This window comes from Photobacterium sp. GB-36 (genome assembly GCF_003026135.1).
In the GTDB taxonomy this organism is placed as follows: Bacteria; Pseudomonadota; Gammaproteobacteria; order Enterobacterales; family Vibrionaceae; genus Photobacterium.
The window spans coordinates 21784-46977 of sequence record NZ_PYNY01000029.1 but is presented as its reverse complement, the minus strand read 5'-3'; the positions used below and the strand labels follow the sequence as shown (position 1 = coordinate 46977).

General features: G+C 38.3%; 21 protein-coding genes. 9 read left to right on the top strand and 12 right to left on the bottom strand.

Annotated features, from left to right (window positions below):
- The coding region (locus C9J46_RS18835) for a phage integrase N-terminal SAM-like domain-containing protein (RefSeq protein WP_199190655.1) at window positions 1-187 on the bottom strand (187 nt) is incomplete at its 3' end.
- 216 nt (window positions 188-403) lie between these two features.
- Between C9J46_RS18835 and C9J46_RS18830 the strand changes: the two genes are divergently transcribed.
- Window positions 404-1294: an SIR2 family protein gene (locus C9J46_RS18830; RefSeq protein ID WP_107291369.1), complete on the top strand. Its 891-nt coding sequence runs from the start codon at window positions 404-406 to the stop codon at window positions 1292-1294.
- Window positions 1295-1676: 382 nt separating this feature from the next.
- Here the strand turns inward: C9J46_RS18830 and C9J46_RS21565 are convergent, their stop codons facing one another.
- Window positions 1677-1847 carry a hypothetical protein gene (locus tag C9J46_RS21565; protein WP_158259622.1) on the bottom strand — a complete coding sequence of 57 codons (171 nt, stop codon included), beginning with the start codon at window positions 1845-1847 and terminating at the stop codon, window positions 1677-1679.
- 46 nt (window positions 1848-1893) lie between these two features.
- Complete coding sequence (locus C9J46_RS18825) at window positions 1894-2202, bottom strand: helix-turn-helix domain-containing protein (protein ID WP_107229542.1); 309 nt, start codon at window positions 2200-2202, stop codon at window positions 1894-1896.
- 101 nt (window positions 2203-2303) lie between these two features.
- Between C9J46_RS18825 and C9J46_RS18820 the strand changes: the two genes are divergently transcribed.
- The 7 genes from C9J46_RS18820 (at window position 2304) to C9J46_RS18790 (ending at window position 13023) form a co-directional block, all read left to right on the top strand.
- Window positions 2304-2831 carry a hypothetical protein gene (locus tag C9J46_RS18820; RefSeq protein ID WP_107291368.1) on the top strand — a complete coding sequence of 176 codons (528 nt, stop codon included), beginning with the start codon at window positions 2304-2306 and terminating at the stop codon, window positions 2829-2831.
- Window positions 2825-4201: a DEAD/DEAH box helicase gene (locus C9J46_RS18815; RefSeq protein WP_107291367.1), complete on the top strand. Its 1377-nt coding sequence runs from the start codon at window positions 2825-2827 to the stop codon at window positions 4199-4201. Before C9J46_RS18820 ends, C9J46_RS18815 begins: the two co-directional genes overlap by 7 nt.
- A gap of 666 nt (window positions 4202-4867) precedes the next feature.
- Window positions 4868-6808, top strand: coding sequence for an ATP-dependent endonuclease (locus tag C9J46_RS18810; protein WP_370444990.1), 1941 nt, complete (start codon window positions 4868-4870; stop codon window positions 6806-6808).
- Window positions 6805-8454 (top strand): UvrD-helicase domain-containing protein, encoded by a 1650-nt coding sequence (locus tag C9J46_RS18805; RefSeq protein ID WP_107291366.1) that lies wholly within the window; start codon window positions 6805-6807, stop codon window positions 8452-8454. The genes C9J46_RS18810 and C9J46_RS18805 overlap by 4 nt, the downstream gene beginning before the upstream one ends.
- A 391-nt stretch (window positions 8455-8845) precedes the next feature.
- Complete coding sequence (locus C9J46_RS18800) at window positions 8846-10402, top strand: VPA1262 family N-terminal domain-containing protein (RefSeq protein ID WP_107291365.1); 1557 nt, start codon at window positions 8846-8848, stop codon at window positions 10400-10402.
- A gap of 13 nt (window positions 10403-10415) precedes the next feature.
- Window positions 10416-11093: a hypothetical protein gene (locus C9J46_RS18795; protein WP_146144672.1), complete on the top strand. Its 678-nt coding sequence runs from the start codon at window positions 10416-10418 to the stop codon at window positions 11091-11093.
- On the top strand, window positions 11083-13023 hold the full coding sequence (locus C9J46_RS18790; protein ID WP_107291363.1) for a hypothetical protein: 1941 nt from the start codon (window positions 11083-11085) through the stop codon (window positions 13021-13023). Before C9J46_RS18795 ends, C9J46_RS18790 begins: the two co-directional genes overlap by 11 nt.
- 486 nt (window positions 13024-13509) lie before the next feature.
- Here C9J46_RS18790 and C9J46_RS18785 read toward each other — a convergent pair whose 3' ends face one another.
- The 4 genes from C9J46_RS18785 to C9J46_RS18770 are packed head-to-tail and all read right to left on the bottom strand — an operon-like array spanning window position 13510 to window position 20277.
- Window positions 13510-14931: a tyrosine-type recombinase/integrase gene (locus C9J46_RS18785; protein ID WP_107291362.1), complete on the bottom strand. Its 1422-nt coding sequence runs from the start codon at window positions 14929-14931 to the stop codon at window positions 13510-13512.
- On the bottom strand, window positions 14928-15455 hold the full coding sequence (locus C9J46_RS18780) for a hypothetical protein (RefSeq protein ID WP_107291361.1): 528 nt from the start codon (window positions 15453-15455) through the stop codon (window positions 14928-14930). Before C9J46_RS18780 ends, C9J46_RS18785 begins: the two co-directional genes overlap by 4 nt.
- Window positions 15455-17923 (bottom strand): integrase, encoded by a 2469-nt coding sequence (locus C9J46_RS18775; protein ID WP_107291360.1) that lies wholly within the window; start codon window positions 17921-17923, stop codon window positions 15455-15457. Before C9J46_RS18775 ends, C9J46_RS18780 begins: the two co-directional genes overlap by 1 nt.
- Window positions 17917-20277, bottom strand: coding sequence for a hypothetical protein (locus C9J46_RS18770; RefSeq protein ID WP_107291359.1), 2361 nt, complete (start codon window positions 20275-20277; stop codon window positions 17917-17919). The genes C9J46_RS18775 and C9J46_RS18770 overlap by 7 nt, the downstream gene beginning before the upstream one ends.
- Before the next feature lie 149 nt (window positions 20278-20426).
- Here C9J46_RS18770 and C9J46_RS18765 point away from each other — a divergent pair, with 149 nt between their 5' ends.
- Complete coding sequence (locus C9J46_RS18765) at window positions 20427-20732, top strand: GNAT family N-acetyltransferase (RefSeq protein ID WP_199190656.1); 306 nt, start codon at window positions 20427-20429, stop codon at window positions 20730-20732.
- Between the two features lie 73 nt (window positions 20733-20805).
- On the opposite strand, the gene C9J46_RS18760 is transcribed toward C9J46_RS18765, so the two are convergent.
- The 5 genes from C9J46_RS18760 to C9J46_RS18740 all read right to left on the bottom strand — a co-directional run bounded on the left by C9J46_RS18760 (window position 20806) and on the right by C9J46_RS18740 (window position 24906).
- Window positions 20806-21138 (bottom strand): SMR family transporter, encoded by a 333-nt coding sequence (locus tag C9J46_RS18760; RefSeq protein ID WP_199187113.1) that lies wholly within the window; start codon window positions 21136-21138, stop codon window positions 20806-20808.
- A 419-nt stretch (window positions 21139-21557) separates the two neighbouring features.
- A complete protein-coding gene (locus C9J46_RS18755; protein ID WP_107206870.1) occupies window positions 21558-22493 on the bottom strand; it encodes an amino acid ABC transporter permease in 936 nt (311 codons plus the stop codon).
- Window positions 22494-22497: 4 nt separating this feature from the next.
- The gene (locus tag C9J46_RS18750) at window positions 22498-23310 is read right to left on the bottom strand and encodes a transporter substrate-binding domain-containing protein (RefSeq protein ID WP_107206871.1); all 813 of its coding nucleotides are present in this window, start codon (window positions 23308-23310) and stop codon (window positions 22498-22500) included.
- Window positions 23311-23339: 29 nt separating this feature from the next.
- Window positions 23340-24158, bottom strand: coding sequence for an amino acid ABC transporter permease (locus C9J46_RS18745; protein WP_107206872.1), 819 nt, complete (start codon window positions 24156-24158; stop codon window positions 23340-23342).
- A gap of 7 nt (window positions 24159-24165) precedes the next feature.
- Window positions 24166-24906, bottom strand: coding sequence for an amino acid ABC transporter ATP-binding protein (locus C9J46_RS18740; RefSeq protein WP_369917496.1), 741 nt, complete (start codon window positions 24904-24906; stop codon window positions 24166-24168).
- Between the last annotated feature and the right edge of the window lie 288 nt (window positions 24907-25194).

The following is a 25194-nucleotide window of genomic DNA, read 5'->3' as shown; positions in this document are numbered from 1 at the left end:
GTTGTGTAAAATACCGTTTCAGGTCGTCGGTAGTTAACGTGTCTGGCGATTTATCCAGTTGATGGGTAATGCGACGTAGAGCACGACTATAAGCATCAATCGTAGCGGGGCGTTTACCTTGCAAGGTGAGATGGGTAAGGTGTTGTTCATAAAGATAATCTGAACGATGTTGCTGTGCTTTGTTCATGATAAATATTCCTTTTTTAAAGGTATATTTACCGTAGTCGAGCTTATGGGCTTTCACTCTGCCGCGCAGCGGCTTCGTTCAACAAATAATTTAAGAGTGATTCAGCACACTTGGCATTTTTGGTTTGGGTTGAGTTCATTGTTTACGGTGGTCAAATTAAGTGTCGTGGTCGCGTGCTTCACACCTTAATTGGGCGTTATATTTTTTGGGAAAGTTATGAAAAACACAGTCTTTTTTGGAAATGGTCTGAATCGGATTTCGGATAATGCAGTCAGTTGGAATGACTTACTAAACAATTTAAAGAATGAAAATCAATTCGACCATCAGGATCTACCAAATACGATGGTCTACGAACGTATATTTTTGGAAAAGCACAAACCAGAGGTAAGCGAAAAATCAGATGAGTTGCAGTTAAAGCAGCATATCGCAGATGCTATGAAGTCACAGGGTTCCAATGAAATATTCGAACTACTAGCTGAGATGCCTTTTACTGACTATATCACCACTAATTACGACTATGCCTTCGAGCAGGCTATAGATTGTAGTCCACAGAAATTGAGCACTGAAGACATTTATAGTTTACGCCGAAAGCGTAGCTATAAAACTGCTAGCGGTGAAAAGTTACTATGGAACATACATGGTGAAATTGACCATCCAAAGTCAATAATGCTCGGTCTTGACCATTACTGCGGTTCGGTCAGTAAACTAGATAATTACGTAAAAGGTAAGTACTTTCATAAGGTTAGTGGTGATACAGTTTGCGTTAATTCAATGCTTGAAAAGTTAGCTTCAAACGAATACTGTCAAACATCATGGGTCGATCTTTTCTTTAGTGGCGATGTTCACATACTCGGTTTCTCGTTAGATTACAGTGAAACAGATATTTGGTGGTTGCTTAATAAACGTGCTCGATTTTATGCTGATGGTTTAGTTAACAACAAAGTTTACTTCTATGACAGTAAAGGTATTCCGCTAGAGAAAAAGGACCTCTTAGAATCCTTTAACGTTGAAGTTGTAGAGTTCGAAGTTGTGGAAGATGACTATAAGGGTATGTATCATTCAATTCTTGATCACATTCAAAAGCCACCTAAGGCTAAAGTCGCCTAAAAATATAAAAATTGTTTAAGAATAATTCGCAACGCTTGGCATTTTTGCTATGCGTTGCGTTTAGTGTTTAAGTTTGCATGAGGCAGCTTCGGTATTGCGTTGCTCACACGTTAATTGGGCGTTACCCTTACTTTTCCTAATATCTATCAGCCAAAATAGAACAAACCTACTAACACGTTTCTGTCCAACATCGAGCTAGCTTCCATGGCTAGCTTATGTCTTGGGTCGCTTGTTGTTCAGCCTAACCTTACTGTACGTGCTTTGTTTATATACCTTCAAAGTGTATTACCTTCAAGTAACTAAGACTTTTTAACACTAAGCTCAAAATACAAACCTAATATAGATACTTCTTACTTAGGTTTGATGAGATGGTACTCTCGCATTAACTATTCCGGCTTGAGAGTTTTTTGGCTTCAGCGATAGTTTTATTTTGAGTATCACAAACTACTGCCAGAATTTTTTTGAATATTTTCTCTTTTTCTTCTGGTGATGTATTTCTTACAAAGTTAGATAATGCAGTCGAGGCAACTTTATTAACTGTATCTTTTCTCATAATCTATTCATTAAATTCATATTTTAAATATCCTATAAATATCCTTTTAATTAGAGGAACACAACTTTTCAAGTAACGCAGCTTTATCTTCATCACTCAGTTTTTCAATGGCGCACACAAGTTCTGCACTTAATTCATTCTCACAGAAGAAATAATGCAGTGGAACACCTAGCTCTTCTGCCATACGCTTCAAAGTACCAATATCTGGTACATGACGCCCTTTTTCATAGTGATTCATTCGGCCGCTTGCGGAGCTTTCTTCCATACCAATCTTCACCCCTAAATCCTTCTGGGTGATTTTTGCTTTTTTACGCGCAGCTTTGAGCCTCGCTGGAATGGGGTTGTTGTATTCCACTTAGACATTTCTTTTAAACCTATAGATAACTTAGATTGTCTAAGTTTTACTGATTTTTGTATACTTAGCAATCCTAAGTTTTTATTGGTCTAAATTTACACATGAATACAATCATCAAAATAAATTCTCATATGTTTAACCTATTGATTGAAAGAAAGATGGATGATTTTTCGGTGATAGAGCTTAGAGATGCGCTACTGAGTCAAGATGTGTCGTTTACTGATAAAGAAGAAGCAAGGCAATATGTCTATAGACAACTTCTATCGTTTGAAAAAAATGGATGGCTAACATCTTTAGGCAAAAGAAGAGATAAACGTTACTCAATAACAGATAAATTTCGAGCTCAATCTTTTGCGCCAAAAAGTGATGAAAAAGTAAAATCACCAAATTGTGTTGGCAACATTATCGAAATCCTAGTTCAAGAAAAAAAGGAATGTGAGGCTGAGCTCGCAATTACATTGGGTGAAGTAGAAGAATACCAATCGTTACTTAATCGTTTCCCTTATGATGAGGAAATATTGATCCCGCTTTTTGATACAGCTAAAGAACGTTCCGCTAAACTTTTGGGGAAAGTAAATGCGTTAACAAATCGTTTGCAGGTGAAAAATAATAAGGTGTCCCTATGCTGAGGTTTTGGCAGTCGGAATGTGCAAATAAAGCGTTAGAGAAATATATAAATGGACATTCTCACTTCTTTTGCCAAGCGACTCCAGGTGCTGGAAAGACAATCATGGCCGCGGATGTCGCCAAATCATTATTGGATAATGATGAAATAGACTTAGTACTCTGTTTTTCGCCTTCTTCTGCAGTAGCAGAGGGGATCAAAGCGACATTTTCAATTTATTTATCATGCGCGTTTAGTGGGGGCTTAGGAACTTTAGGAGCATCGTACACATACCAAAGCATCAAATATCTTGATGATTCCTTTTGGGAAACGTTAAAGAAATATCGAATTTTTGTCGTGTTTGATGAAATCCATCACTGTTCGTTTGACGAAGATGGGAAAAGTAATTCATGGGGAGAGCAAGTCGTATGTAAAGTACAGCGACTAGCTAAATATACATTAGCGCTATCAGGTACGCCTTGGCGCTCTGATCGTTTACCCATAGCAATGGCGGAATATTCTGATCCTGAAGGAATGCTCGTTTGTGATTATCAATATACATTAAATCAAGCGGTTAACGATAATGTTTGTCGTCGGCCTAAGATAGTATTGGTTGATAATGAAGGTTTATCGATTAAAGATGAATCTAGTCACTCATTTTCATCAATTGCTGACTTACTTCAACATACAAAAGCGTCATATCAATCGATTATCCATAATCAGGCTGCTGTTATCTATATATTAAAGTCGGCTTGTATAAAGCTCTGCGAGATTAGAAAAAGAACACCGAATGCAGCAGGGCTGATTGTTGCAGCTTCAGTATCACACGCTAAATGGATACAAAAGTTGTTAGATGTTGAACTTAAGCAAACTGTTTCTATCGTTACTTATCACCATCAATCTCCAATGGAAGAAATTCAACGTTTTAGAAATGATAAAACACAATGGATAGTCAGTGTGGGAATGATTAGTGAAGGTACTGATATACCAAGACTTCAAGTTTGTTGTCACATAAGTGCTGTTAAAACTGAGTTATATTTTAGACAGGTCTTGGGGCGTATTTTGCGTGTAACGAATAGCGTTAATCAAGATGCATGGCTTTATACATTTGCTGAAAGAAACTTGGTCGAGTTTGCTGAGCGTATAGAGCAAGATATACCAGAATCTTGTTTGTATATCGATGTTGAGCAGCCTGTCGAAGACATCATTAGTAACACGAATGTAAAAGCAACTGAAAGTAGTACGACTACAGATAGTGTCTGTTCTTCAATTTTAATTGATTGGGAAGACGAAGTGTCAAATAGTACTAACAGTAGTAGCGAAATGATATATGTAGAATCTGAACATATCAAATTAGGGCAATATAGAGAGCGAGTGATTGCTGCTTTTTCTTAATTAAAGTATCACCGTTAATCTTAATACAAAGTGTTTACTAGGCTGTTTAATTTTGTGGGCAACTAAATGAACGAAATAGTCGCTTGGTAGTTAAGGTACGACAGAATCGATTGGTGATCACAGAGTCAGTGAGCTCTTCACTGACTCATTTATGCCACATTATAAGTTAGATCAAATACGCATTAACTTGGTTTTGGATTAATTTTAATAATTAACTCAAGACTATTGGATAATTAGTGGTCAGTTGGTTTGTAAATCCTTCAAATGGTGAGATTAATATTAGAAAATGTTGATAATGTCATAATTTTCCATACAAAATGCATGTATCATTGCCTAAATTGTTAGTCAAAAAGTATTTAAAGTACGAATACTTACAAATACATTGTGGGCTGTAACAGTAACTAGAAGGACTAGTTAAAGTTCGTTTGACCTACCAAAAATTATCCGAATTCAGAACATAAAGAAAATAAACGTCAATGAACAATCTAAGCTCACAACTTAACCGCTAACCTATTGATTATAAATTAAAATGATGTAAGAGTTGCATTATGCGAATAGAACATCAGACGCGACGGTTAGCCGTCTAAATAGCGTTATGAGTTTAGGAGGAAAGACCTATCTAAATCGATAGGACGTTTACTACTAATTGATCCATACAAGATTTTAATGGGACTGATTATGAAGCTTAGTTTTGTCCGGCTATCGAATTTTCAATCATTCGGGCCAGAACCAACCACTCTTACACTCGATGACATGACCTATTTAATTGGTCCAAATGGTTCAGGCAAAACAGCTGCGCTATTGGCTCTGAGTCGCATGTTCGGTTTCAACCCTTCCATGCGTAGAATTCAGCGCTCAGACTTTCACGTACCTTTAGGGGAGGAAGAAGCTCCTGAAGAACGCATGCTTTGGATCGAATCTGAATTCATTTTTCCTGAACTTGTAGAGGGCAATGATAATAGCACTGTAGCTCCGCACTTTGGTCATATGAGGTTAGACGATCCTGATGGCCTTCCGCGAGTACGATACCGCCTTACTGCGACGATGGGGATTGATGGTGATATCGAAGAAACACTTGATTATGTGCTAGAAGTAAACTCAGATGGCTCACCACTAAGTAGTGCGAAAGTTCCACGTGGCGAGCGCAATCACATCCATGTTCATTATCTTCCAGCTAGGCGCGATCCTGCGGAGCACGTTACATACGGCTCTAATGCTATTTTGGGCAGAATGTTACGCTCTATTCAGTGGGATAATGAACGAGAAACCATCTCAAGGCTAACAGGAGAGATAAGCGATAGTTTGGTTGGTAATCCATCTATTGCGGCTCTAAGCCAAGGTCTTACAAATACGTGGAACAAACTGCATAAAGGCAACTTCTTTAAAGACCCCAAGGTTACATTTGTCGCATCAGAAATAGAAGCTTTGTTGCGACATACGTCGATTTCTTTCGGACCAGGACATGATGAGGGGTTCATCGATTTCTCTCGCCTTAGCGATGGACAAAAATCAATGCTTTACCTCTCCTTAGTGTTATCATCTCAAACAGTAAACAAGGCCACCCTCTGCGGTGAGGATACTGCGTTTGACGTAGAAAAACTTAAGCCACCAGTTTTTACTATCGTTGCACTAGAAGAGCCCGAAAACAGCCTCTCGCCTTACTATCTTGGCCGCATAGTTAATGCGCTCGTAGAAATGACGAAAGGTGGCGATGCTCAAGCGCTGATAGCCACTCACGCACCGTCGATGCTACGTCGTATCAAGCCTGAAGATATTCGTTACCTTCGACTTAACTCTGCTCGTAACACTCAGGTGAAGCATATTCAAATGCCTCCTACAACTGATGAGGCACACAAATTTGTCCGGCAAGCAATACAAGCCTTTCCAGAAATATACTTCTCTCGCTTAGTCGTACTCGGCGAAGGTGACAGCGAAGAAATTGTTCTTCCTAGACTTCTAGCAGCGAAAGGTATACCTGTTGATGAGTCTGCGATTACTGTAGCCCCACTGGGTGGACGACATGTGAACCATTTCTGGCGACTTCTATCAGCATTGGAAATACCGTACCTAACTCTGTTGGACCTTGATGTAGCTCGCTATCAAGCAGGCTGGGGAAGAATTAAGTACGCCTCTGAGCAACTCGCCAAGTATTCCGATACAAATAAACTATCAGATGTTTTCTCCCCTATACCGAAGTGGAACGAGCCTAAGATCCCAATAAGAACACACCACTTTTTCAACAATGGGACCATAAGTGTTTTCCAAGAGTTGGAGTCAAAAGGAGTATTTTATTCATCTCCGATGGACTTAGATTTTGCGATGCTAATTTCATACCCTGAAGCCTACGGTGTGCAAGAGGAAGAACCTGAAGAGTCTACGATTAAAGCTGTTTTAGGTAAAAGTCACTTCAACTCTGAACAATACACAGCCGATGAGTTAAGGCTTTTTGGCACTTATCACCAACTGTTTAAACTAGGTAGCAAACCCGCATCACATATCGAAGCCTTCGCTAAACTATCTGATAGCGACTTGCTCGATAGCATGCCTGACTCCTTGGTTCGTTTAGCGGACAGTATCAAAACACGTCTTGAGGCTATACCAGAGTGATATCAATTGATTCTTGGCGTCCGTCTGATGGGTTACAGCTAGAACCGAATGCTCAAATTGCTGCAACAGAGCAGAACCAATCACTAGCTCTTACTGCAGGACCTGGAGCAGGGAAAACAGAGATGCTAGCGCAAAGGGCTGATTTTTTGCTGCGCACTGGTGTATCAAGATACCCTAAACGAATTCTTGCTATTTCATTCAAGGTAGACGCTAGCAAAAATTTAAGAGAAAGAGTGAAGCGGCGTTGTGGCACTGAGCTTGGTTCTCGTTTCGATAGCTACACTTTTCATGCATTTGCTAAACGCATTATTGATAGATTCAGGGTAGTACTTTCAGGTGATGATGCGCTTACTGCTGGGTATACAATTGGTGAGACAAAAATTCCTCATCAGCAGATTTTGTTTCTTGACTTAGTCCCCTTAGCAATCAAAATTCTTCAAAGTTCAGAAATTGCCAGAAACGCAATAAGGCAGACATATAGCGACGTGTTTCTTGATGAATTTCAGGACTGTACCAACTTGCAGTATGAGTTGGTCAAAGTAGCATTCCTTGGAACAGGTACTCGTCTTACAGCTGTTGGTGATACAAAGCAAAAGATTATGGGGTGGGCAGGAGCACTTGAGGGAATTTTCTTGCAATTTTCCAGAGATTTTGGGGCAAGGCCACTGAACATGTATCGAAACTTTCGATCTCAGCCTGTGTTACTTCGCCTACAGAACGAGATAATTCGTACTCTGGATCCCATATCTGTAATGCCAGATGCTCAACTAGCCGGTAATGAAGGCGAAATGCATTCGTTGAGTTTTGACACTTGTAGTAATGAAGCTGAATGGATAGCTGATACGGTATTACAGTGGATCAGGGATGAACGCCTGCCCACCTCAGAAATTGCCATATTAGTCTCCAAGCAACTCGATCTGTACGCAGCTCCACTTATGGACGCATTTGAGGCTCGAGGAATCCCTTATCGCAATGAACAGCAGATGCAAGATATCACTACAGAGCCATTAGCCCGACTCATCGTTGATTACCTTCAATGCCTCTACGGGGGGCGTTGCCCTGACGCTTGGGGAAGCTTGTCTAAGCTTCTGACACCATTTGAGGATGAAGATACCCAATCTAGTGTTAAGCAATCTTTTGGTCAGTTCATTCAGCAACAAAGGCGAGAAATTGTTCAGGAGAATGCTGAAGGAGATAGGTATTATTCTTGGTGGGAGAGTGTTCTAAACTTTCTGACTTTCGTCGGTCTTAAGGTTGTTACATCATTATCACCAGATTACGAGTCGAAAGTGCGGCTTAAAGAAGTGGCAGCCGAAACTCATGCCCGTATAAATGAATTAAGGGAAATTGAAGAGGACTTATTGGGTGCACTGAGCCGATTTTCCGATGACCAGGCCGTCAGGATTCTAACCATCCACAAAAGCAAAGGCCTTGAATTCGATTCCGTGATCATGATGGCAATTGAAAATGAGATTTTTTTTGGTGATCAGGGTGCAAATCGCTGCGCCTTCTTTGTGGGAGTATCGCGTGCCAAACGAAGACTAGTATTAACTCACTCTGAGGTGAGGCAAAGACCTGACGGATACACCGGACGTTGGAGTGAACGAAGAACACCTCAAGAGGAATACTTGGGTTATACCCGATGATTCCTGAGTTATAGTTGGCTTTTGGGTACCATCCGAAAGTTTTATTAATTCTGTAAATGTGGAATTATAGTCAGATAGTACTCGAGTTTGATTGCCAAATTACTATAGCACTTCACTTTCTTAGATATCTAAAGACAGAATGGATAGCTGAAACGGAGGTATCGTAGTTTTGTTGAAGGTCACAATGAAATTACACGGTACATCATTCTCAGTTCCATTCTCACTTATATAACGGTGAGTTGAACTCAATCAACCAAAACGATTATTCAGGTGAAATCTTAAGAACGTAATCAATGTTAGTTAAACGTTACATATTAACTACACTCTAACCCTAATAAGTTTTATAATATATTTTAATATTATCAACCATATATATTAAGTTCTGGTGCTCATGAGTATAGGTGAATTACAATTTTTAGAAGACTTTGAGTGGGCTGAAGTACGCTTGGCTACAATTTCAGTGAGGGGTAAGCAGGAGAGCTTTCCAGTTTTTTCTACGATAAAGCTCTTGCCCAAAGGTAGAAATAAACCTGCTCCAATGTCTGGTGTAGAGACTTTCCCAATAAGAAAGAAAATTGAAAATTTATATTATAGAAGATTGGTAATGACGGCCAAGGAAGCAATTAATTGGTATAGAAGCCTCGACACTAGCCCAAAAACACCAATTCCATCTATGGAAGAAGACAGAATTTCGGTAGATGGCTCTCCAATTTTGGTTGATAGCCTTATAGATGATCCAGTGTGGCCTTTATTAGGATTACCTCTTAAAAACTCTCTCTTTTATGGAGAGCGCATGACACATCCTTCCCCTTTTGTTGGCAACACTTCGGCAAGGGTTCATCGCCGATTTGGTTCTCAGCTAGGGTTTAAATCTTTTTTAGACAATGATGAAGCTGTAAACTTTATAAACAAACGTCTAAATATAAATCTTAAAAAATATCCTGAATACCTTGGAAGTTTTGCTCTTATTGTTTTGGACCCGATTATTAAGAATGTAGAAAACTTTCTCATTTCCAAGTCAAACGAAGAGCAAATATTTTATCGTTTTGTACCTAGACCAGGAAAAACATTAGATGGATTAAAATTAACTACTTTTGATGAGCAATCAAGCTTATTAACCAGTTTTGAGACAATTGATATTCCCCATAACGGGATCGTTAATATTAAGAAAGGCACATGTATGGGGAAATATGGATATGTAGTTACTCATCCTATACACGGAGTCTTAACGTCACTTCCAGCCTCTGGCTTTATGAGAAGCATTAACTTTGGTATGAATATTGTAAATGAGGTTAGAGAAGTCAGGGTTCCAATAGGTGAGTCATCAAATGCACCCGAAACGCAATATAGGGTTAACAAAGTAAGCCCATTACAAAGTCGTACAATCGGTAAAGATCAAGTTCCAGTTAATGTAAATTTCCGAGTTGGAAAGGCTTCAGCATTGCGAGATAACAAGATAAATGGAGAGAAGGCTGATCAAAAGTGGTTTGGAAAAGACAGCAGGATTGAGGCCATAAAATTTATTCAATCTAAAATTGGGCGAGCTAAAGCAAGAGTTATTATTGCAGATCCATATTTTGGCATACTTCAAATGCCACAGTTTTTATTAGCCGTTAATTCTGATTCTGTAGGGATTGAAATTTTTACATCAGGGCTAGCATTTAAAAGTATTGATGTTATCAATGACTTTAAGAACCAGTTAATAAAAATAAGAAATGAAATTAACTTAAAAGTTAATGTTTTACCAGGTAAAAAGCCTGAACTACACGATAGATTCTTAGTTGTTGATGACGAGGTCTGGTTTATGGGGAATTCCCTTAATACTCTTGGTGATCGTGCATCAATGATAATAAAACTTCCTGATCCAGACTCTATTCTTGAAGAACTTTCAAGGATTCACAAAAAATCAGAGAGTTTTGATAGCTATTACAATAAACAAAAAAGCTAATGGTGGGCGAATAATGAGACCTAGTTTTGGAGTCAAGGTTACTACTCCGCCCATTCCAGTTGATAAACTAAAAAATGAAATGTTGTGGGCTGCTCAAAAAGGCTATGGGGATAAAAGTAATGGAGATTTGAGTAAATTCCCAGATATGCAGGCTATACAAGTTCGGAATAGCTCTAAAGATGTAAATCATTTGAATACATTTTCTTTTGAGATATCAAAAGCCAAGAAACGTATTTTCATTATTGATGCATACTTTTTCAATCCAGATAAAGATAAAGAGCCTAAGCAAAGTCGTTTAGATAAAATAAAAAACTGGTTTTATAATGACTCAATGGATGCTAGAGATATTCGTATATTAACTAGTTGTAATAACAAAGATTCAATAATTAATGACGATATAAATAAACAGTTTGATGAACTTGCGGAGATGATAAATGTAGATAGAACCGCAAGTAATAAGTGCCAAATAAATATACAGTTCACCCTACTAACCCACTTCAATTATATACATGATAGGTTTGCTGTTATTGATGATGAACTATGGCACTTTGGAGCAACCGTAGGTGGCTTTCACTCTCAAGTAAGTGCTGTAACCCGTGGGTGGGATGCTGAGAAACATGGGGCAATTGAATTTTTTGAACTTGCATGGCAGGGCGACACTATAATAGGTAAAAAAAACAATGACAATTAAATGGCCAAGGGAAAAGCAGTACATTGAAAATCAAACATATAATAATGATAATTTAGATCTTAGTGTTGAACTCCATGAACTTAGAGAATTTTCTGAAGAGTTAAAGGTTTTATTTTCTTGTATTGAGAAGAAAGTTGCGACAACTGAGGTGTTGAGAGTAGAAGCATATAAAATATCAGAAGCTTTAAATCTGAATAGACAAGAAGAATATCAAGATCTCATGATTGGTTATGTCTGTTCTCTCTCTTTATCAAGTGATCCGACTTTAGCTAATTGGGAGTATGTAAAACAGGTATCACATAACTCTTGGTATATAGAAAACTATTTATTCGATATTATTATGTATGGGATAGATAATCATTATTGTAAAGAGTGTTCATTTATTGCTTTAGCCGTAAATGCGTTTGGTGCTTTATCAAGTAATAACCTGCCTTCTAAATTTGACCGTATTAATCAAGCAAGAAATAATAATATTGCATATTGGAATAGGGAAGAAAATAAATTAGAACAATTATGGTGGGGTCTTAGAAATAGTGAGCTTGCCTACGAAGAAGAGAAAATTATATTTAGAGTTCTATTTCAATTAGATAAACGGAAGTTCATTGAGCTAATATCATCCTGCCCTAATCCATTTTTCATTGAGTCACTTTTGTGGACTGTCGGTCTAGATATAAAATATGAATCATGGGCTGACATAGCAATATCTGCACCATCAACTTTTAATGAGGATGGTAGTTGGTGTAAATCTTCAATTCTCCCATTGTTACTTGTTTCTGCGTATAGAAGTATAAATAATGCATCTGAATCCATACCACGATATAACCCTGAACAAAAACTGATAATCGAGACCAAAGATTATATTGCTAAGCTAGTTAAAGCTGTTGTCCTTTTACTAAGTAAACGAGATGATTCGACATCACTTCTACTGCGTTGGTCTATATGGCTAATGAGAAATATACTAATTCAAAAAGAAGGTAATGAATCTGACTTATTTTCTTCATCATATTTAGATAGCGTCATAATTGATGAAATTGGAAGAGTATTACAGGAGTCAGCAAGAAGGCTATGGTCTCTGCCTCCTGTTGATTTAGTAAGCTGGGAGGAGTGGTGCTATAAAGCTCTATTATCTCGTTATTTATGGAAGGGTTATGACATAAGTATTAATGTAAATATATTTGTTGAACCTTGGGAGATTAGTATTGAATCTTGGGAAGAGATAAAAAGCAATACACTTAAAAGCAATATTACTATGTTTATGAATCAAAAAAATAGTATCCCTATGTCAGCGTATTCTTTTTCATACCCAATATCTCAACAGAGTAATCCAGATGAAATTTGGAGAAATACATGGATTAATTTACAGTCAGTGAAAGACATTGTTGAGATAGGATATCCGACTGATGATAATCATGATATGTATACTGAAAGTACTACAGCTAATAAAATCTTGTTATCATTTTTATATTTGGGAATAGGGATTTTAGATTATTTATATGATGAATCAAATAAAATATCTAATAATTCGGGAAGGTTATTGTATCAAGAATTATTAGAAGCCTGTAATGAGATGAGAGAGATTAATTACTTCATTGATAGGGAAGAGATTAATGCTATTTTTACTCACTTAGTCGTTAGAAGGATTATATGGGAAGGCTTGTCTGAAAACGATTCTCTTTTTACTGAGTGTAGTTCTCCTACAATTAATGAGATATTCTCCAAAGTTAGTAATGATATTGTAGAGGTATGGCGCTTAATCCAAATATTTATTACTAATAAGATTGAGCTTGAAAGGATTTCTTGTGTCTTAAAGGAAGCAAACATTGACTTGAAAAAATTAGATGAAGATATGAAGATATTAACTGCGTTAGATGCTAGTCGATACCCATATGATAGCGGTGTAATTAACAATATCCTATTGAGTAATCCGTAAATAAAAAATTTAAATTAATAGATAATGCTTATTCTTATTTATAGATTTCTCAAAATGAGGGGTAAGTTGATTGTATTTAGGGGCGATTTTTAGCTCCTATTTATATTCAAGTTTCCAACTAGATTGTCATAACGGTATTTTTCGCTAATTTATCTAGTGAATTCTCAACTAGAATAGTTGTGATTAGGCCACACACAGAGTTAGAACTAGAACTCGTTCAAACTTTTTTTGATCAACGACGCCGTAGTAAATGAGTAACGTTGGTTACTGGTTTGTAGGGAATTTGAATGTATTTGTAGTCGCTGAGGTTATCCAAGATATTATATTTTTTGAAATTCGTAACTCATTTTTGTTAAGAATAAGCTCATTCTTGACTGACTCACTTCTGTCCTTGTTACGTGAAGTCGTATGAAGGGGGGGTTACCAGAAAGCTTGAAAGTAGTTGGGTAGTTCTCTCTCGTGGTCATTAGTCTCCCTGAAGTGGCTTCAATTTACTTCAAGACTTTCACTAATGTCTTTCTTAAAGGCAGTCATAACCGATTTTATATTCTGAATCGCTTGTACAGGCGTTATTTCTTTACGTTCTATTTGCGCCTCAATATACTCTATTTCTCGTTCCATGCTCTCTACAGTAGTTTTGAGTGAGGCTGCATTGTAAACCTTGGTATAGCCATGCAGAGACTCCCAAGCAAGGTCAAGGTACGTATCAAGAGAGCTGATTAATTCATGACCTGAAATTTGCTGTAGCTCTTTCTTAAATTGCATGGTGTGAAGCACGTTCTTTCTAAAGTCGTCTTTACTGTTGATTTCTTTTGACGCAAGAATCCGATCTATCATCCAGTTAGTTAAACGCGCATGTCGCCATAAGTGCGGTGATACTTGACCTGTAATCCCTAGTTCGTCAGCCCATTGTTTGATGTATTTTGTCCAAGATTTAGCGTTAAAAGGTTTACCGTTAGTTAAAGAAATAAAGAGGTAGTCGTGCTTAACGCCAAACTTTTTCATCACCCGTTTTCTCACATCGGTATAGTTAGCTATTTGCTCTAAAAGTATGTGATCGACAGGTAAGTAACGATGACTATCTTCATCATTACGCTTCTTGCTGGTTTTTATTTTGAGTTTTCCCGTTTCTCTCGCTGCAAGGTAATCGCTATACCTCAGCGAATGTAACTCACTCACACGACCACCAAGCATTTCCATTGACACATAGATGGCTTTATCCCGTATTCGCTTATCGTATTGCTCTCGTTTTGCCAGTCGTTTGGCTTTGGGGTCTGTGAAAAAAGACAGGTCTTTTTTCTGAGTGTTGATGTATTGCCAAATTTTGAGCGCATCTTCTTTGCTAACAGGATGGCGACTTTTAACAGCCCCTTTTTTTGGCAATGAAGTATGCGTGATGGTGATGACTTCTTTTTTATCTTTTCGTCCCTCAATCAAGATTGAGTGCCTTTTCTCTAGTACGGTAATGGCATTGACTTCATCTTGTCCGATGAAGTGCGTTAAGTCATGGAATGACTGAACAAATTGAAGAAACTGAATGCACGTTTCACCGATTTTGGCGACCTCAGTTGATGAACGTTTAGGCTCACCATTGGGCTTCACTTCCAATGTTAGATTCTGGATAAAAAGCGTAAACGAACTGTCTGTCAGTTGACTAAATCGACTCAACATTGGCTGCGTTTCGATAAATCGAATTAAATGGACGATTTTAGCTGCATACGTTCTAATGCTGGTTGCTTTAAGGTGCTTCTGAACGACTAAATGATGCATATAAGCATTGGCTTCTAGGCATGGTTTATAGTTGGAATAACTTAGGAATGGTACATCAATAGGGTTTATCTTCCTAGCGTGACTCGGTACACCTATATGTAGCCAAAACTCCATATCCTTTAGCGTGTTAGTTATCATATCTCACCATCAAAATATAAATCGCTCACGTTTTGGATTTGGTGGTTAGCATCCAGATAGGCTTCCCAACGCGCTTCCTCTGTGCCTTTGTGTGATGCTAATGTTTTCATTTTTGAACGGGCTTCGCGCAGCAAGGCAGTCAATAACATATTTTCTCGCTGTAACGCTTCAATTTCCTTTTTTTGCTCAGCAATACGGTTCTTTTGTCCAGCTTGTGTGTTCAGGCTACCTTTGCGTGACTTTTTGCCCTTAATTTCAAACTCAAGCGCGTTTACAGCGTTTTTTCTTAGCGCATCGATTGCATCAAAGCCTCCACGAATCACCTCGTCAGCATTGGTTTTAAAGGTATTTAAGCTGCATGGTTCAATATTACGTTCACTGCACTCAAATTTTGCCAGTCCACCTTGCGACTTCAATTGCTTGACTAATGCGGTATCTTCTTGGAACGTTTTCGGTGAGCGAATGATTTCTTGTAGAAAGTCCCGTGTTTTTATGACTTTGAGTTGGTTTTTCTCTTGATTCATTATTCAGCCTCTAACTCATTAATTTTTAATATAAGGTTGAAAGTTTTGATGTCTTCTCCGTTTTCATCTTTGATTGTAAAAAACTCTGGATTTAGGCTGATAATATCGCTTTCGAGTAACATTAATACTTCGTTCTCAAGGTCTTGCTCGGTTTGAAGTTGTGATATGTGGGGGATTGTGCTGTGTTCACTTTCATCGCCATAATCATAGATAGCATCATCCAGCGTGCGAATATGCAGTGCTTTGTTAGCATTACCTGTCAGTCGTTTGGCTAGGATTTTACGTAAGTGTTCGACTTCATCAAGGTTGTTAATCTGTGATTTATCACTGATAACACTTTGTACGATAACACTCGCTTTAGCACTGTTAAGTACGCCACCTGTATCTGACTCGGTAATGTAATTGTGTAAGTGCTCTAAATCGGAATGAGCAAGCATCCAGCGCAGTGCTTCCATGTTTTCATAGTTTTTTGACCAGAAGAACACCAAAGCAAAGAAGCGTCTTAACTGGTGCTGTCTCACGTAGTGACGACGATACTCACCATTATCCATTTCCACGATTGCGGTTTCAAAATAATCACACAGCGCATCAAATGCATCATTAAACCCATTACTATTACGCTTATTCAGTTGAAAGGTTTGCGTATCAATGTGATTAAATAAAGCGAGAGCGTTTTTTGTCGCGATACCGCGCTCAATCGCTTGCCGATTAAACTGTTCGAGCTGGTACACAAATCGGGCAACAGATAAAGGTACCGGTCTATCGATGGTTATGTTTTCCCCTTTTACCCCTGTTTTCTTGGCTTTAAAGCGTAAGTGCCAGTTATCACTGTCTTCAATATAGGGGCTGGCATCCGTTGTGCGTTGCCCCTTCCTGCTATTAAAAACAAGGTTGCCGAAAGGTTTCAGTTGAACCATTTCACCTTGTCGTCTTGCTATAGTTGCGCCAAGCACTAATTGAATTGCGCCCTGTAGTACAGTGAAAATCTCAAGCATGGATTCGTTATGACGAATCCGAGTATGACGATTTTCAGCACTTGCAGGTAGTCCCTCTAATTGTGTTATGCCTTTTTGCTTAAAATCAGGATGGATTAAATCGATCGCATTAAATTTAAGAAAATGTCCGAGTTCAGTTTGTGGTAAATCACGGTGAAGTGCCTCATTAAATGCCTTTGAACTAGGGTAAGGGCGGTGAGTGTTGGAGAACGCAGCAGTCGATTTTGAGTGGACTGTTGTTAATACATCAAGTAGGTTGTCGAAAAAATTCACCTCTTTTGTATCAGGTGCAGGGCAGAAATCTTCCAATAGCTCATAGCTATTTCTAAATAAATCAAACACAAACTCAGGCGGTAAGGTGCGGGTACGTCCTTGGTTACGCAGTGTCGTTAAGCTTTGTACCGCATCAACGGATACCTTGCTGGTCACAGGGGAAAATGTGCTGACATCGTGTTTATCGATATTGGTGTTTATCAGTTGAATAGCATGATGCCATGGTTGAATATCCTTTGCTGAGCATCCATTGCCCTTATCTTGATTTGGAACAGCTTGATACTCAGACATAAGTGGGGTGGGCTTTAATGCCAACTCAGGAAAAGGGGAGAGTTGAATTGTACCGGTCAGGATTTTTCCCTCAAAAAGTTTTGCCGTGAGAATGGTGTTGTTGCCTTGAGGATTACGATGACCAAATTTGTCGCGTGTTTTATTTGCATAATATCGTTGCTGATGTAGCCAACAGCAGGCTTTGACTCTATCGTTAAGGTTGAGAGTGTTTTCATCGCTGGCAATGTCACGGGTCACATAGGGGTATTTTGCTTTAAATGCGTTGACTTCCTCTATAGAAATTTCAACGTTATCCAGTAACGCCTTAATGCGATCATGGGTTTGGTATAAAGCGGTACTAATTGAGCCTGCATGTTCTCCGATAGTTAATAGCACATTGAGCCAAAATGCTTCGCTGACTTTTTCTAAATGATATTGCGATAACTTTAACGCCTGACCATTGAGTAAAATGGTATTAATGAGCGTCAAAATATGACTATATTTCCTCGCAGCGCTTTTAGAGCTTGTTAACTTACCGCCATTATCTAACGGGTTATCACACGCGATTAGCCAGTGTTTAAAGGCATTAAGTAAGGGTTGGTGTTTTTCACTGGTTAGCGGCTCATTATCATCTAAAGTGATGTCACACCAGCGGATTTCTTTCACCTTTTTTTGGTGCTTAAAATGTATTTTTGAAATGTCGTCATGAAAATTTGATAACCACCATTCGGGCAACGAGTCAGATTCCATTGGAATGCCCGTGTGAATTTCTGTCAGTAAAGCAAGGACGCGAAAATCATCCGTTGCAACTGCATAGTTGGTTAATTGAGAAAGCGTGTTTACGTGCATCCCATTAAGTTTTTCAGGGTTGTTCACGATATCATTGGTCAATTTTTCAAGATAAGCGAGATTATCTACCGCGGTTAGCATGAAAGCACTCCCTCTATGATGGTGTGGTCTAGAGGTGATTTTTTCGCCTCTTCGTACATGTCCAAGATGTCGTCATCATCAAAGCCAGGCATTTCAATGCATTTAAAGAGATAGGTTGCTGATTGATACCAATGTTGGACTAACTCATTAAAACGGGATGCATCATTGTCGTTATCAATGATTGTTTTAATGCTCATCAACAACTGAAATATTGGCACGGTGACAGTCAACACCACGCTATCGAAAATACTTTGTTCAGCTTGTTGTGAGGCGGCTTTATCAAACGTGGCTGCGTTTAAATCTGGGAGGTCATTTAAGCCATGATTTTCCAAAAACTCCTCTAACTCTTGATATGTCATATTGACAGCATCCAGCAAATAAGGTGATTTTTTCATTGCCTCAAAAATGATTGCCTTTTGGAACTGCCTGATAACACGTTCGGTAAAGAAGTCCATTAAAGGTTTAGGTAGGTAGGTATCAAGTAAATCTTGATTTACTTCTTTATGACCAAGCGCGTCAGCCACGGCACTTTGTGAGCGCGTTTTGAGATAGATTTGCAGTCCACGATGACGACGAATTGTCCTGTGCGTGGTGATGCTGGCGATGATATCGAGTTCTTGTGCTGATACATCATATTCAAGTGGCAACGCTGCTTTATCATTTAGTCGTTTTCTGACAAGTGGCAAGGGGTTGTATAATTGACTTTGAACACTTGGATTCACAGCCTTATTTAATGTGCATGTTAATAACAAAAACTTCCAATTAGGATCACCAATCGCTTTTAAATGCTGTCGGGCTATTTGTGTGTGTTGAACGATAAAGTCCACGATGGATTTAGAAAACTCATTGAGTATGACATCCTGCTGCGCTAAATTTCGTCCTCTACGCGCTTTCTCACTGGTTAAGATAAACTGCTCACCGACTTTTTTATAACCTGTTAACTTACCGTTTTCATTGAACAATTGCAGCTTTTGCAGCCAAGACGGGGTGATTTTCGGGTGCTCAATGACAAGTAAGGCAGTTAAAGTAAACAGCGTGGCATTCGTTGATAGGTTTAGCTCTTCGATTAGCTGTTCGTTTTTCCCCTCGAACCCTAGAAACACTCCGTACTGATAACCCTTATAGCCACTAATGCCATACTTATAGAACGTTGCAATGGTGTTATCTAAGTGGTGTTCGCCAATAGCATAAGCTTTACTACCTGTATTGCTGCCTTTACGAGGACCAGAATTCCCCTTAATAGGCTTCACTATACCTTTATCGATAAAGCGTTTATTTCGCTCTTGTCGCTGTTTTAATTGATTAAAATGCGTGGTGAATACCGTTTTCAATATATTTATGTCTCGTTCAATACGAGCCTCTATCACCGCAATGGCTTGCTCATCTTTGATGTGCAAAGGGATATCAGCAAACCATCGCATTTTCTCTAACTCACTGGTTTTACCGCCTGTTGAGAAGCTAGGCGGATTTTTAACGTTTAAAATTATAGGGGCTATAAACGCTTTTAATGGTGCAGGATAAAGCTTTGTGTTGATAAACACAGAGGTATAAATATCAAGTGAGTCATTAAATGCTTTATTAAAGTATACTGGGTCATTGCCCTTAACCAGACATTCAGAAAATTGCAATTGGTACGCTTTATAGAATGTCGATTGCACATACTTTTCACTGAGCAATAACTCAAAACTTTCCACCGTTGCTTTCATATCAAGCGTCGAGGTCGTTTCAAGCAAAGATTTAATTTTAAATAGATTACCTCTTAGAGATTTTGTTTTTTGGGTTAAGCCATACCGGTTGAGGGTATCATGAATTTTGTCGGTAAAAGCTTGTTTGTATTTCACATAAAGAAAATCAAGATCGACAAGAACTGCTTTACGCTCTTGTGATGTCACCGACCAGCCGTTTAAATACGTGAGTTTTTCTTCATTACGCTCAAGGGATTGATAGCTTTCAATGCAGTGCTGTACGTAATCGTTTATCTTTTCGACACCAATAGATTGAGGCGTAATATGGATATGATTTGCTTTCGCAAGGTCGCACATCATACGGTGAAGACGAAACGCCAAATTTCTTTTAGAAGCGAGAGATAGGTTGTTAGATTCGCAATAAAAAAAACCAATAAACTGATCTGTATGAGCTTTAAACGTATTTTCATCATTAAGTATCTCAATGCCGCTATAGTTAAGCTTGCCTTGAGAGAAAATAAAAGCCGCATAAACATTCAATAATTGCAAGTTTTTAAAGCTTTCGTATTTTGGGTAGCGCCTCTCTAAATAGTTCAATAATTGTGTGTGAAGTGGCTTAGATAATGCTTGAGATAAAAGCGATAACTGTTTCAGAATTGTTGTATTCACGTATATTTCCTCTTAAAAAAGGATTAACAATACATTAACAAGTTGTCGAAATGTTGTCAAAAAAAGTTGTCAGTAAAATTTTAGTTAAAGCAATGAATCTATTATGATTTTATAACTAATGATAAGAAATTTGATTCAAGAGAACTGAAATTGGACTGTCGGTTTGTGATAACCCAAGGCGCAGGCACGTTGCGAGCTTTGGTATGGGGGTGAAAGAGACATTTCAAGGTAGAGGTGTTGGTGGGCAATTGTTACAGTCGGCATTGATGTTGGCAGATAAATGGCTCAATGTTCAACGTATCGAGTTAGAAGTGTATACAGACAACATTGCTGCAATGAAGCTTTATCAAAAACATGGTTTTGAAATTGAAGGCGAGGCGAAAAACTTTGCGTTTCGTAATGGCGAGTATGCCAATGTATACCATATGGCGAGGCTACGAACATACACTGTATGATTCGATAAAGTGGATAAGTAAAAAGGCAGTAATCATACGCAATGATTACTGCCTTTTTTATTGAAGTGATTTATTAATGGCCGACGGTTTTCGACAATAGGTTAACAATTAAAACACCAACAATAATAAAACCAATACCTACAATTGCGGGTAAATCTAAGCGCTGCCCATAAATAAAAAAGCTAATCGTTGCAACGAGGACAATACCAGCGCCACTCCAAATCGCATAAACAATACCAACAGGCATGGTTTTAACGGTGACAGATAAGAGAAAAAAAGCGACAGCGTAACCGACAAGTACAACCGCACTTGGAACGAGTTTAGTAAATTGCTCGGCTTTAGGAATGAAAGATGTTGCGATCACTTCAAACACAATGGCAATAGATAAAGCTAAAAAAGGTGGCATAGAAGTTAATAGTTTAAACATTACGATTATCTATCATTAAAAAAGAGATGCGCATTTTAGTGTCAAAGAATACGTTTCACCAAGTGATATTTATACAAATCATTATTACTACTTAGTAACAATAATTACTAACGAGGTTTTACTGTTGATATAAAACGACAAATGAATACTAAACAGCACGACAGCTTAAAGGTATGCTTATTTTTCGTAAGAACTCTATAGTTAGAAGATTGTATTTATCATTATTTTTTAATTATTCGTTATCCGAAATAGCGACAAAAATTGGCATTAAACAAACAAGAGCATATACAAGTAAATGCTGATAATACATTGATCTTAATAGATGAAGTTGTGAGTCAAATAAGCCTGAATACAATGATATATTCATTCAAGATGTATTCAGGGCTTATTTGTCATATCTAACGCTGAAGATGACGTAAGCTACGTTTCTCTAATTGGGTGAATAAAAGAGATAAAGATAGGCATAAAATTAAGTAGACAGCGCCAACAAGTAACCAAATTTCAAAGATTAACCCCGATGAGTTCGCCATTTCACTGCCGACGAAGGTTATCTCCTGTATAGAGATCAATGAAATAATTGATGAATCTTTCACTATTGAGATAAATTGACCAGCCAGTGCTGGTACTATGCCTGCGATTGCTTGCGGGAAAATAACAAAGCGGAAACCATCAAGACGAGAAAGCCCAAGAGAGCTGGTTGCTTCCCATTGTCCTTTATCTATTGCATCAAGCCCAGAGCGAATGACTTCAGCGATATAAGCAGCAGCTATTAAACCAACGCATAGAATGCCAGAAAAAAGGTTTTCCCATAACTGACTATTACCAAAGAGGATATCTTGCAGAAGATTCTCGTTACCATGGTAATTACGAAATAGATTATCGAGTCCTAGCAATGGAACTAATTGGCTAGATATAAAGAAATAGAAAATGAAAACAAAAACCAGTGGCGGGATATTTCTGACTAATTGAATATAAGCATTAGCTGGCAGACGGAAAAAGATAAAAGAAGAACGACGCCCTAAAGCTAAAAGCAGCCCGAATACCGCAGCAAACAGCATACCCCACAAACTTAATCGAATAGTACTGATAATACCTTGAAAGAAATAAGGAAGCTCTCCGTTTTGGCCAGGGGTAAAAACCAAATCAAAGGCTTTATGCCATTGCCAGTGGTAATTAATGCCAACAGATGAACGATAATATAACCACCCGATGAAACAGCTCATTATCACTAAGAGAATGTAATCAAGTGGTTTAAGTTTTTTTAATGAAAACTTAGCAGCCAGAATTTTTTCTGGCTGCGAGAGTGTTTTCTTTGCAGTTGAGCAAGAAGACATTAATTTATTGACCTTCTTTTACCTGGTTCTGCCAATCAACTGTGGTGAACCAATAGTTATAACGCTCTTGTAACCAACCATCTTGAGTTCGAAGTAAAATCCAGTTATCAAAGAAGTTTAACAAGTTGAAATCACCTTGGCGGATAGCAAAACCTTCAGAACCTTGGCTTAGACGCTCTTTAAATGGTAGAAATAGCTTATCTTTGTATTGCAGAGCCATTTGCTCTGGTTTTGGTGTTGATGCTAATACAGCTTGCGCATTGCCATTTAAAACTTCTTGGAATGCTTGTGCTTCATCATCGAATTGACGTAATTTCGCTTTCGGGAAATATTTCTTCGCCGTTTGTACTGTTACAGCACCGCGACGCACAGCTAGCGTTACGCTACGTTTATTGTAATCAGCAATGGAGAGCTTATCGCCAGCTAACTCTTTATTGGCGGCAAGTTGAACACCTGAATGAGAGTAGGGTGTTGTAAAAAGAACACTCAGATTTCGTTGTGGTGTTATCGACATTCCGCCAATGATAACATCAAATTTACCTGCTAGCAGGGCTGGGATAATACCGTCCCATGCTGTAGGTATAAACTCTACTTTTACACCCGCATCTTTAGCGACACGTTTAGCGACATCGACTTCAAAGCCAATGAGTTCACCTTGTTTATCACGCATTGCCCAAGGTACAAATGTTGATAAACCTACGCGTAATGTGCCTCGTTCTTTAATTTGTTCAAGGGTACTTTTATCAGCAGCAAAAGCATGGCTTGTGGTGAAAAAAAGAGTGAGTGCGGTAAATAAAACCGCCAAAAAACGCTTCATTATATTTTTCTCCATATCGTTAAAAATCATCAATGATTAGGTGTTGCAAGTTTGTACTCTAGCAGTGTTGCAAAAGCAGATAAAACTAACGTTATACATAAATACATTGCCGCAATAGTAAACCAAACTTCAAATGGCATGGCGGTATCAGCAACAATATCCCGTCCTTGTGTTGTTAGATCAAATATAGCCATGATACTGACTATAGAAGAGTTTTTAACCAAAGAAACGGCCTCATTGGTTAATGGTGGTAAAACTCGACGTAACATTTGCGGCAAAATAATATAGCGATAACTATCTATTTTACTTAACCCAAGGCTTTCAGCTGCTTCAAATTGACCTTTAGGTATATTGATTAAGCCAGAGCGGAAGATTTCTGCAGTGTATGCTCCTTGAAATAAAGATAATGCCAGCACTGCTGTTGTAAAACGTTCTAACCCTAATACCGGACCAAAAACAAAGTACAGTAGATAAATTTGTACGAGTAGCGGTGTGTTACGAATGAGTTCAATATACCCCCGTGCAAGACCACGACCGATAATAGAATGAGATACGCGTAACAGTGCGGTTACCAAGCCAAATATGATTGTAAAAATCAGGCTAATGGCTGAAATTTTGAGGGTGACAAGTAGGCCATCAATAAGCTCTGCAGAAAACCATTCTCCGTCTTCTTTAAAAAACAAATATTGAGGAATACGGTACCATTGCCAGTTGTAGTTCATTGCATCAGCACCACTATTGAGTAACCATATAATGGCGAAAGTAATGACGGAAATTTGCAGTAAACCACTGAGTACTGGTTTCAGTATTCTTACTATTGTTGAAGGTGACTGAGGTTTCGCTATCATATTTACCTCAGTAACTTAGAATTTTTTTAAGAAACGCCTGAGTACGTAGGCTTTGTGGCTGATCGAATAAAATTGCGGGCGGTGCAATTTCAACAATTTCACCTTCATCCATAAATACAACCCGATCTGCTACTTTGCGAGCAAATCCCATCTCATGGGTTACGCATACCATTGTAATGCCTTCATCTGCTAATTCTTTCATGACATCAAGTACTTCATGGATCATTTCAGGATCTAGCGCGGAAGTGGGTTCATCAAACAAAAGAATATCAGGCTTCATACAAAGAGAACGAGCAATCGCTACACGCTGTTGTTGCCCTCCTGATAATTGCCCTGGGTATTTATTCGCCTGATGCCCGATATGCACACGTTCTAGATATTGATTCGCTAACGCTTCAGCATCTGTTTTTGACATACCCAATGTGCGTCGGGGAGCAAGGGTTAAATTATCTAATACCGTCATATGAGGAAAAAGATTAAAGTGCTGAAAGACCATACCAACTTTGCCACGAACGGCTTTTAGGTTGTTAGGATCTAATAAGTGATTTCTTACTCTAATTTCGCCTGAATCATATTGCTCAAGCCCATTAATACAGCGGATAAGCGTAGATTTTCCTGAACCGGAAGGGCCACAAATGACCAACCGTTCACCTTTATGAATGGTTAGGTTGATGTCTTTTAATGCATGGAAATCGCCATACCATTTGTTCACATGCTGGAATGCTATTATTTCGTCTTTAGCCAACAAGACGTACCTCGACTCATAAATTAGTAGCTTTTCATAATACATGATAAATACCAATGTATTGATGTAATAGCTTGTACCTATTAAAAATAATTAATCATTTCAATACTATATAACAATGAACTTTTAATTTTTAGAAGTCATCATTTAAATAAATAATCTATGTCTATGTGAGTGATTATTACCCATTTATTTATCAACTTAATAGCGATCTATATCATAAAAGTATTTGCTTTGTGAGGTAATTAGGGTGGGTGTAATTATTTTGTTATGGCACATAATACGTATTAT

Coding starts and splice junctions, on each gene's coding strand:
- C9J46_RS18830 (WP_107291369.1), top strand. CDS start 404: ATGAAAAACACAGTCTTTTTTGGAAATGGTCTGAATCGGATTTCGGAT.
- C9J46_RS21565 (WP_158259622.1), bottom strand. CDS start 1,847: ATGAGAAAAGATACAGTTAATAAAGTTGCCTCGACTGCATTATCTAAC.
- C9J46_RS18820 (WP_107291368.1), top strand. CDS start 2,304: ATGAATACAATCATCAAAATAAATTCTCATATGTTTAACCTATTGATT.
- C9J46_RS18815 (WP_107291367.1), top strand. CDS start 2,825: ATGCTGAGGTTTTGGCAGTCGGAATGTGCAAATAAAGCGTTAGAGAAA.
- C9J46_RS18810 (WP_370444990.1), top strand. CDS start 4,868: ATGGGACTGATTATGAAGCTTAGTTTTGTCCGGCTATCGAATTTTCAA.
- C9J46_RS18800 (WP_107291365.1), top strand. CDS start 8,846: ATGAGTATAGGTGAATTACAATTTTTAGAAGACTTTGAGTGGGCTGAA.
- C9J46_RS18795 (WP_146144672.1), top strand. CDS start 10,416: ATGAGACCTAGTTTTGGAGTCAAGGTTACTACTCCGCCCATTCCAGTT.
- C9J46_RS18790 (WP_107291363.1), top strand. CDS start 11,083: ATGACAATTAAATGGCCAAGGGAAAAGCAGTACATTGAAAATCAAACA.
- C9J46_RS18785 (WP_107291362.1), bottom strand. CDS start 14,931: ATGATAACTAACACGCTAAAGGATATGGAGTTTTGGCTACATATAGGT.
- C9J46_RS18780 (WP_107291361.1), bottom strand. CDS start 15,455: ATGAATCAAGAGAAAAACCAACTCAAAGTCATAAAAACACGGGACTTT.
- C9J46_RS18775 (WP_107291360.1), bottom strand. CDS start 17,923: ATGCTAACCGCGGTAGATAATCTCGCTTATCTTGAAAAATTGACCAAT.
- C9J46_RS18760 (WP_199187113.1), bottom strand. CDS start 21,138: ATGCCACCTTTTTTAGCTTTATCTATTGCCATTGTGTTTGAAGTGATC.
- C9J46_RS18755 (WP_107206870.1), bottom strand. CDS start 22,493: ATGTCTTCTTGCTCAACTGCAAAGAAAACACTCTCGCAGCCAGAAAAA.
- C9J46_RS18750 (WP_107206871.1), bottom strand. CDS start 23,310: ATGAAGCGTTTTTTGGCGGTTTTATTTACCGCACTCACTCTTTTTTTC.
- C9J46_RS18745 (WP_107206872.1), bottom strand. CDS start 24,158: ATGATAGCGAAACCTCAGTCACCTTCAACAATAGTAAGAATACTGAAA.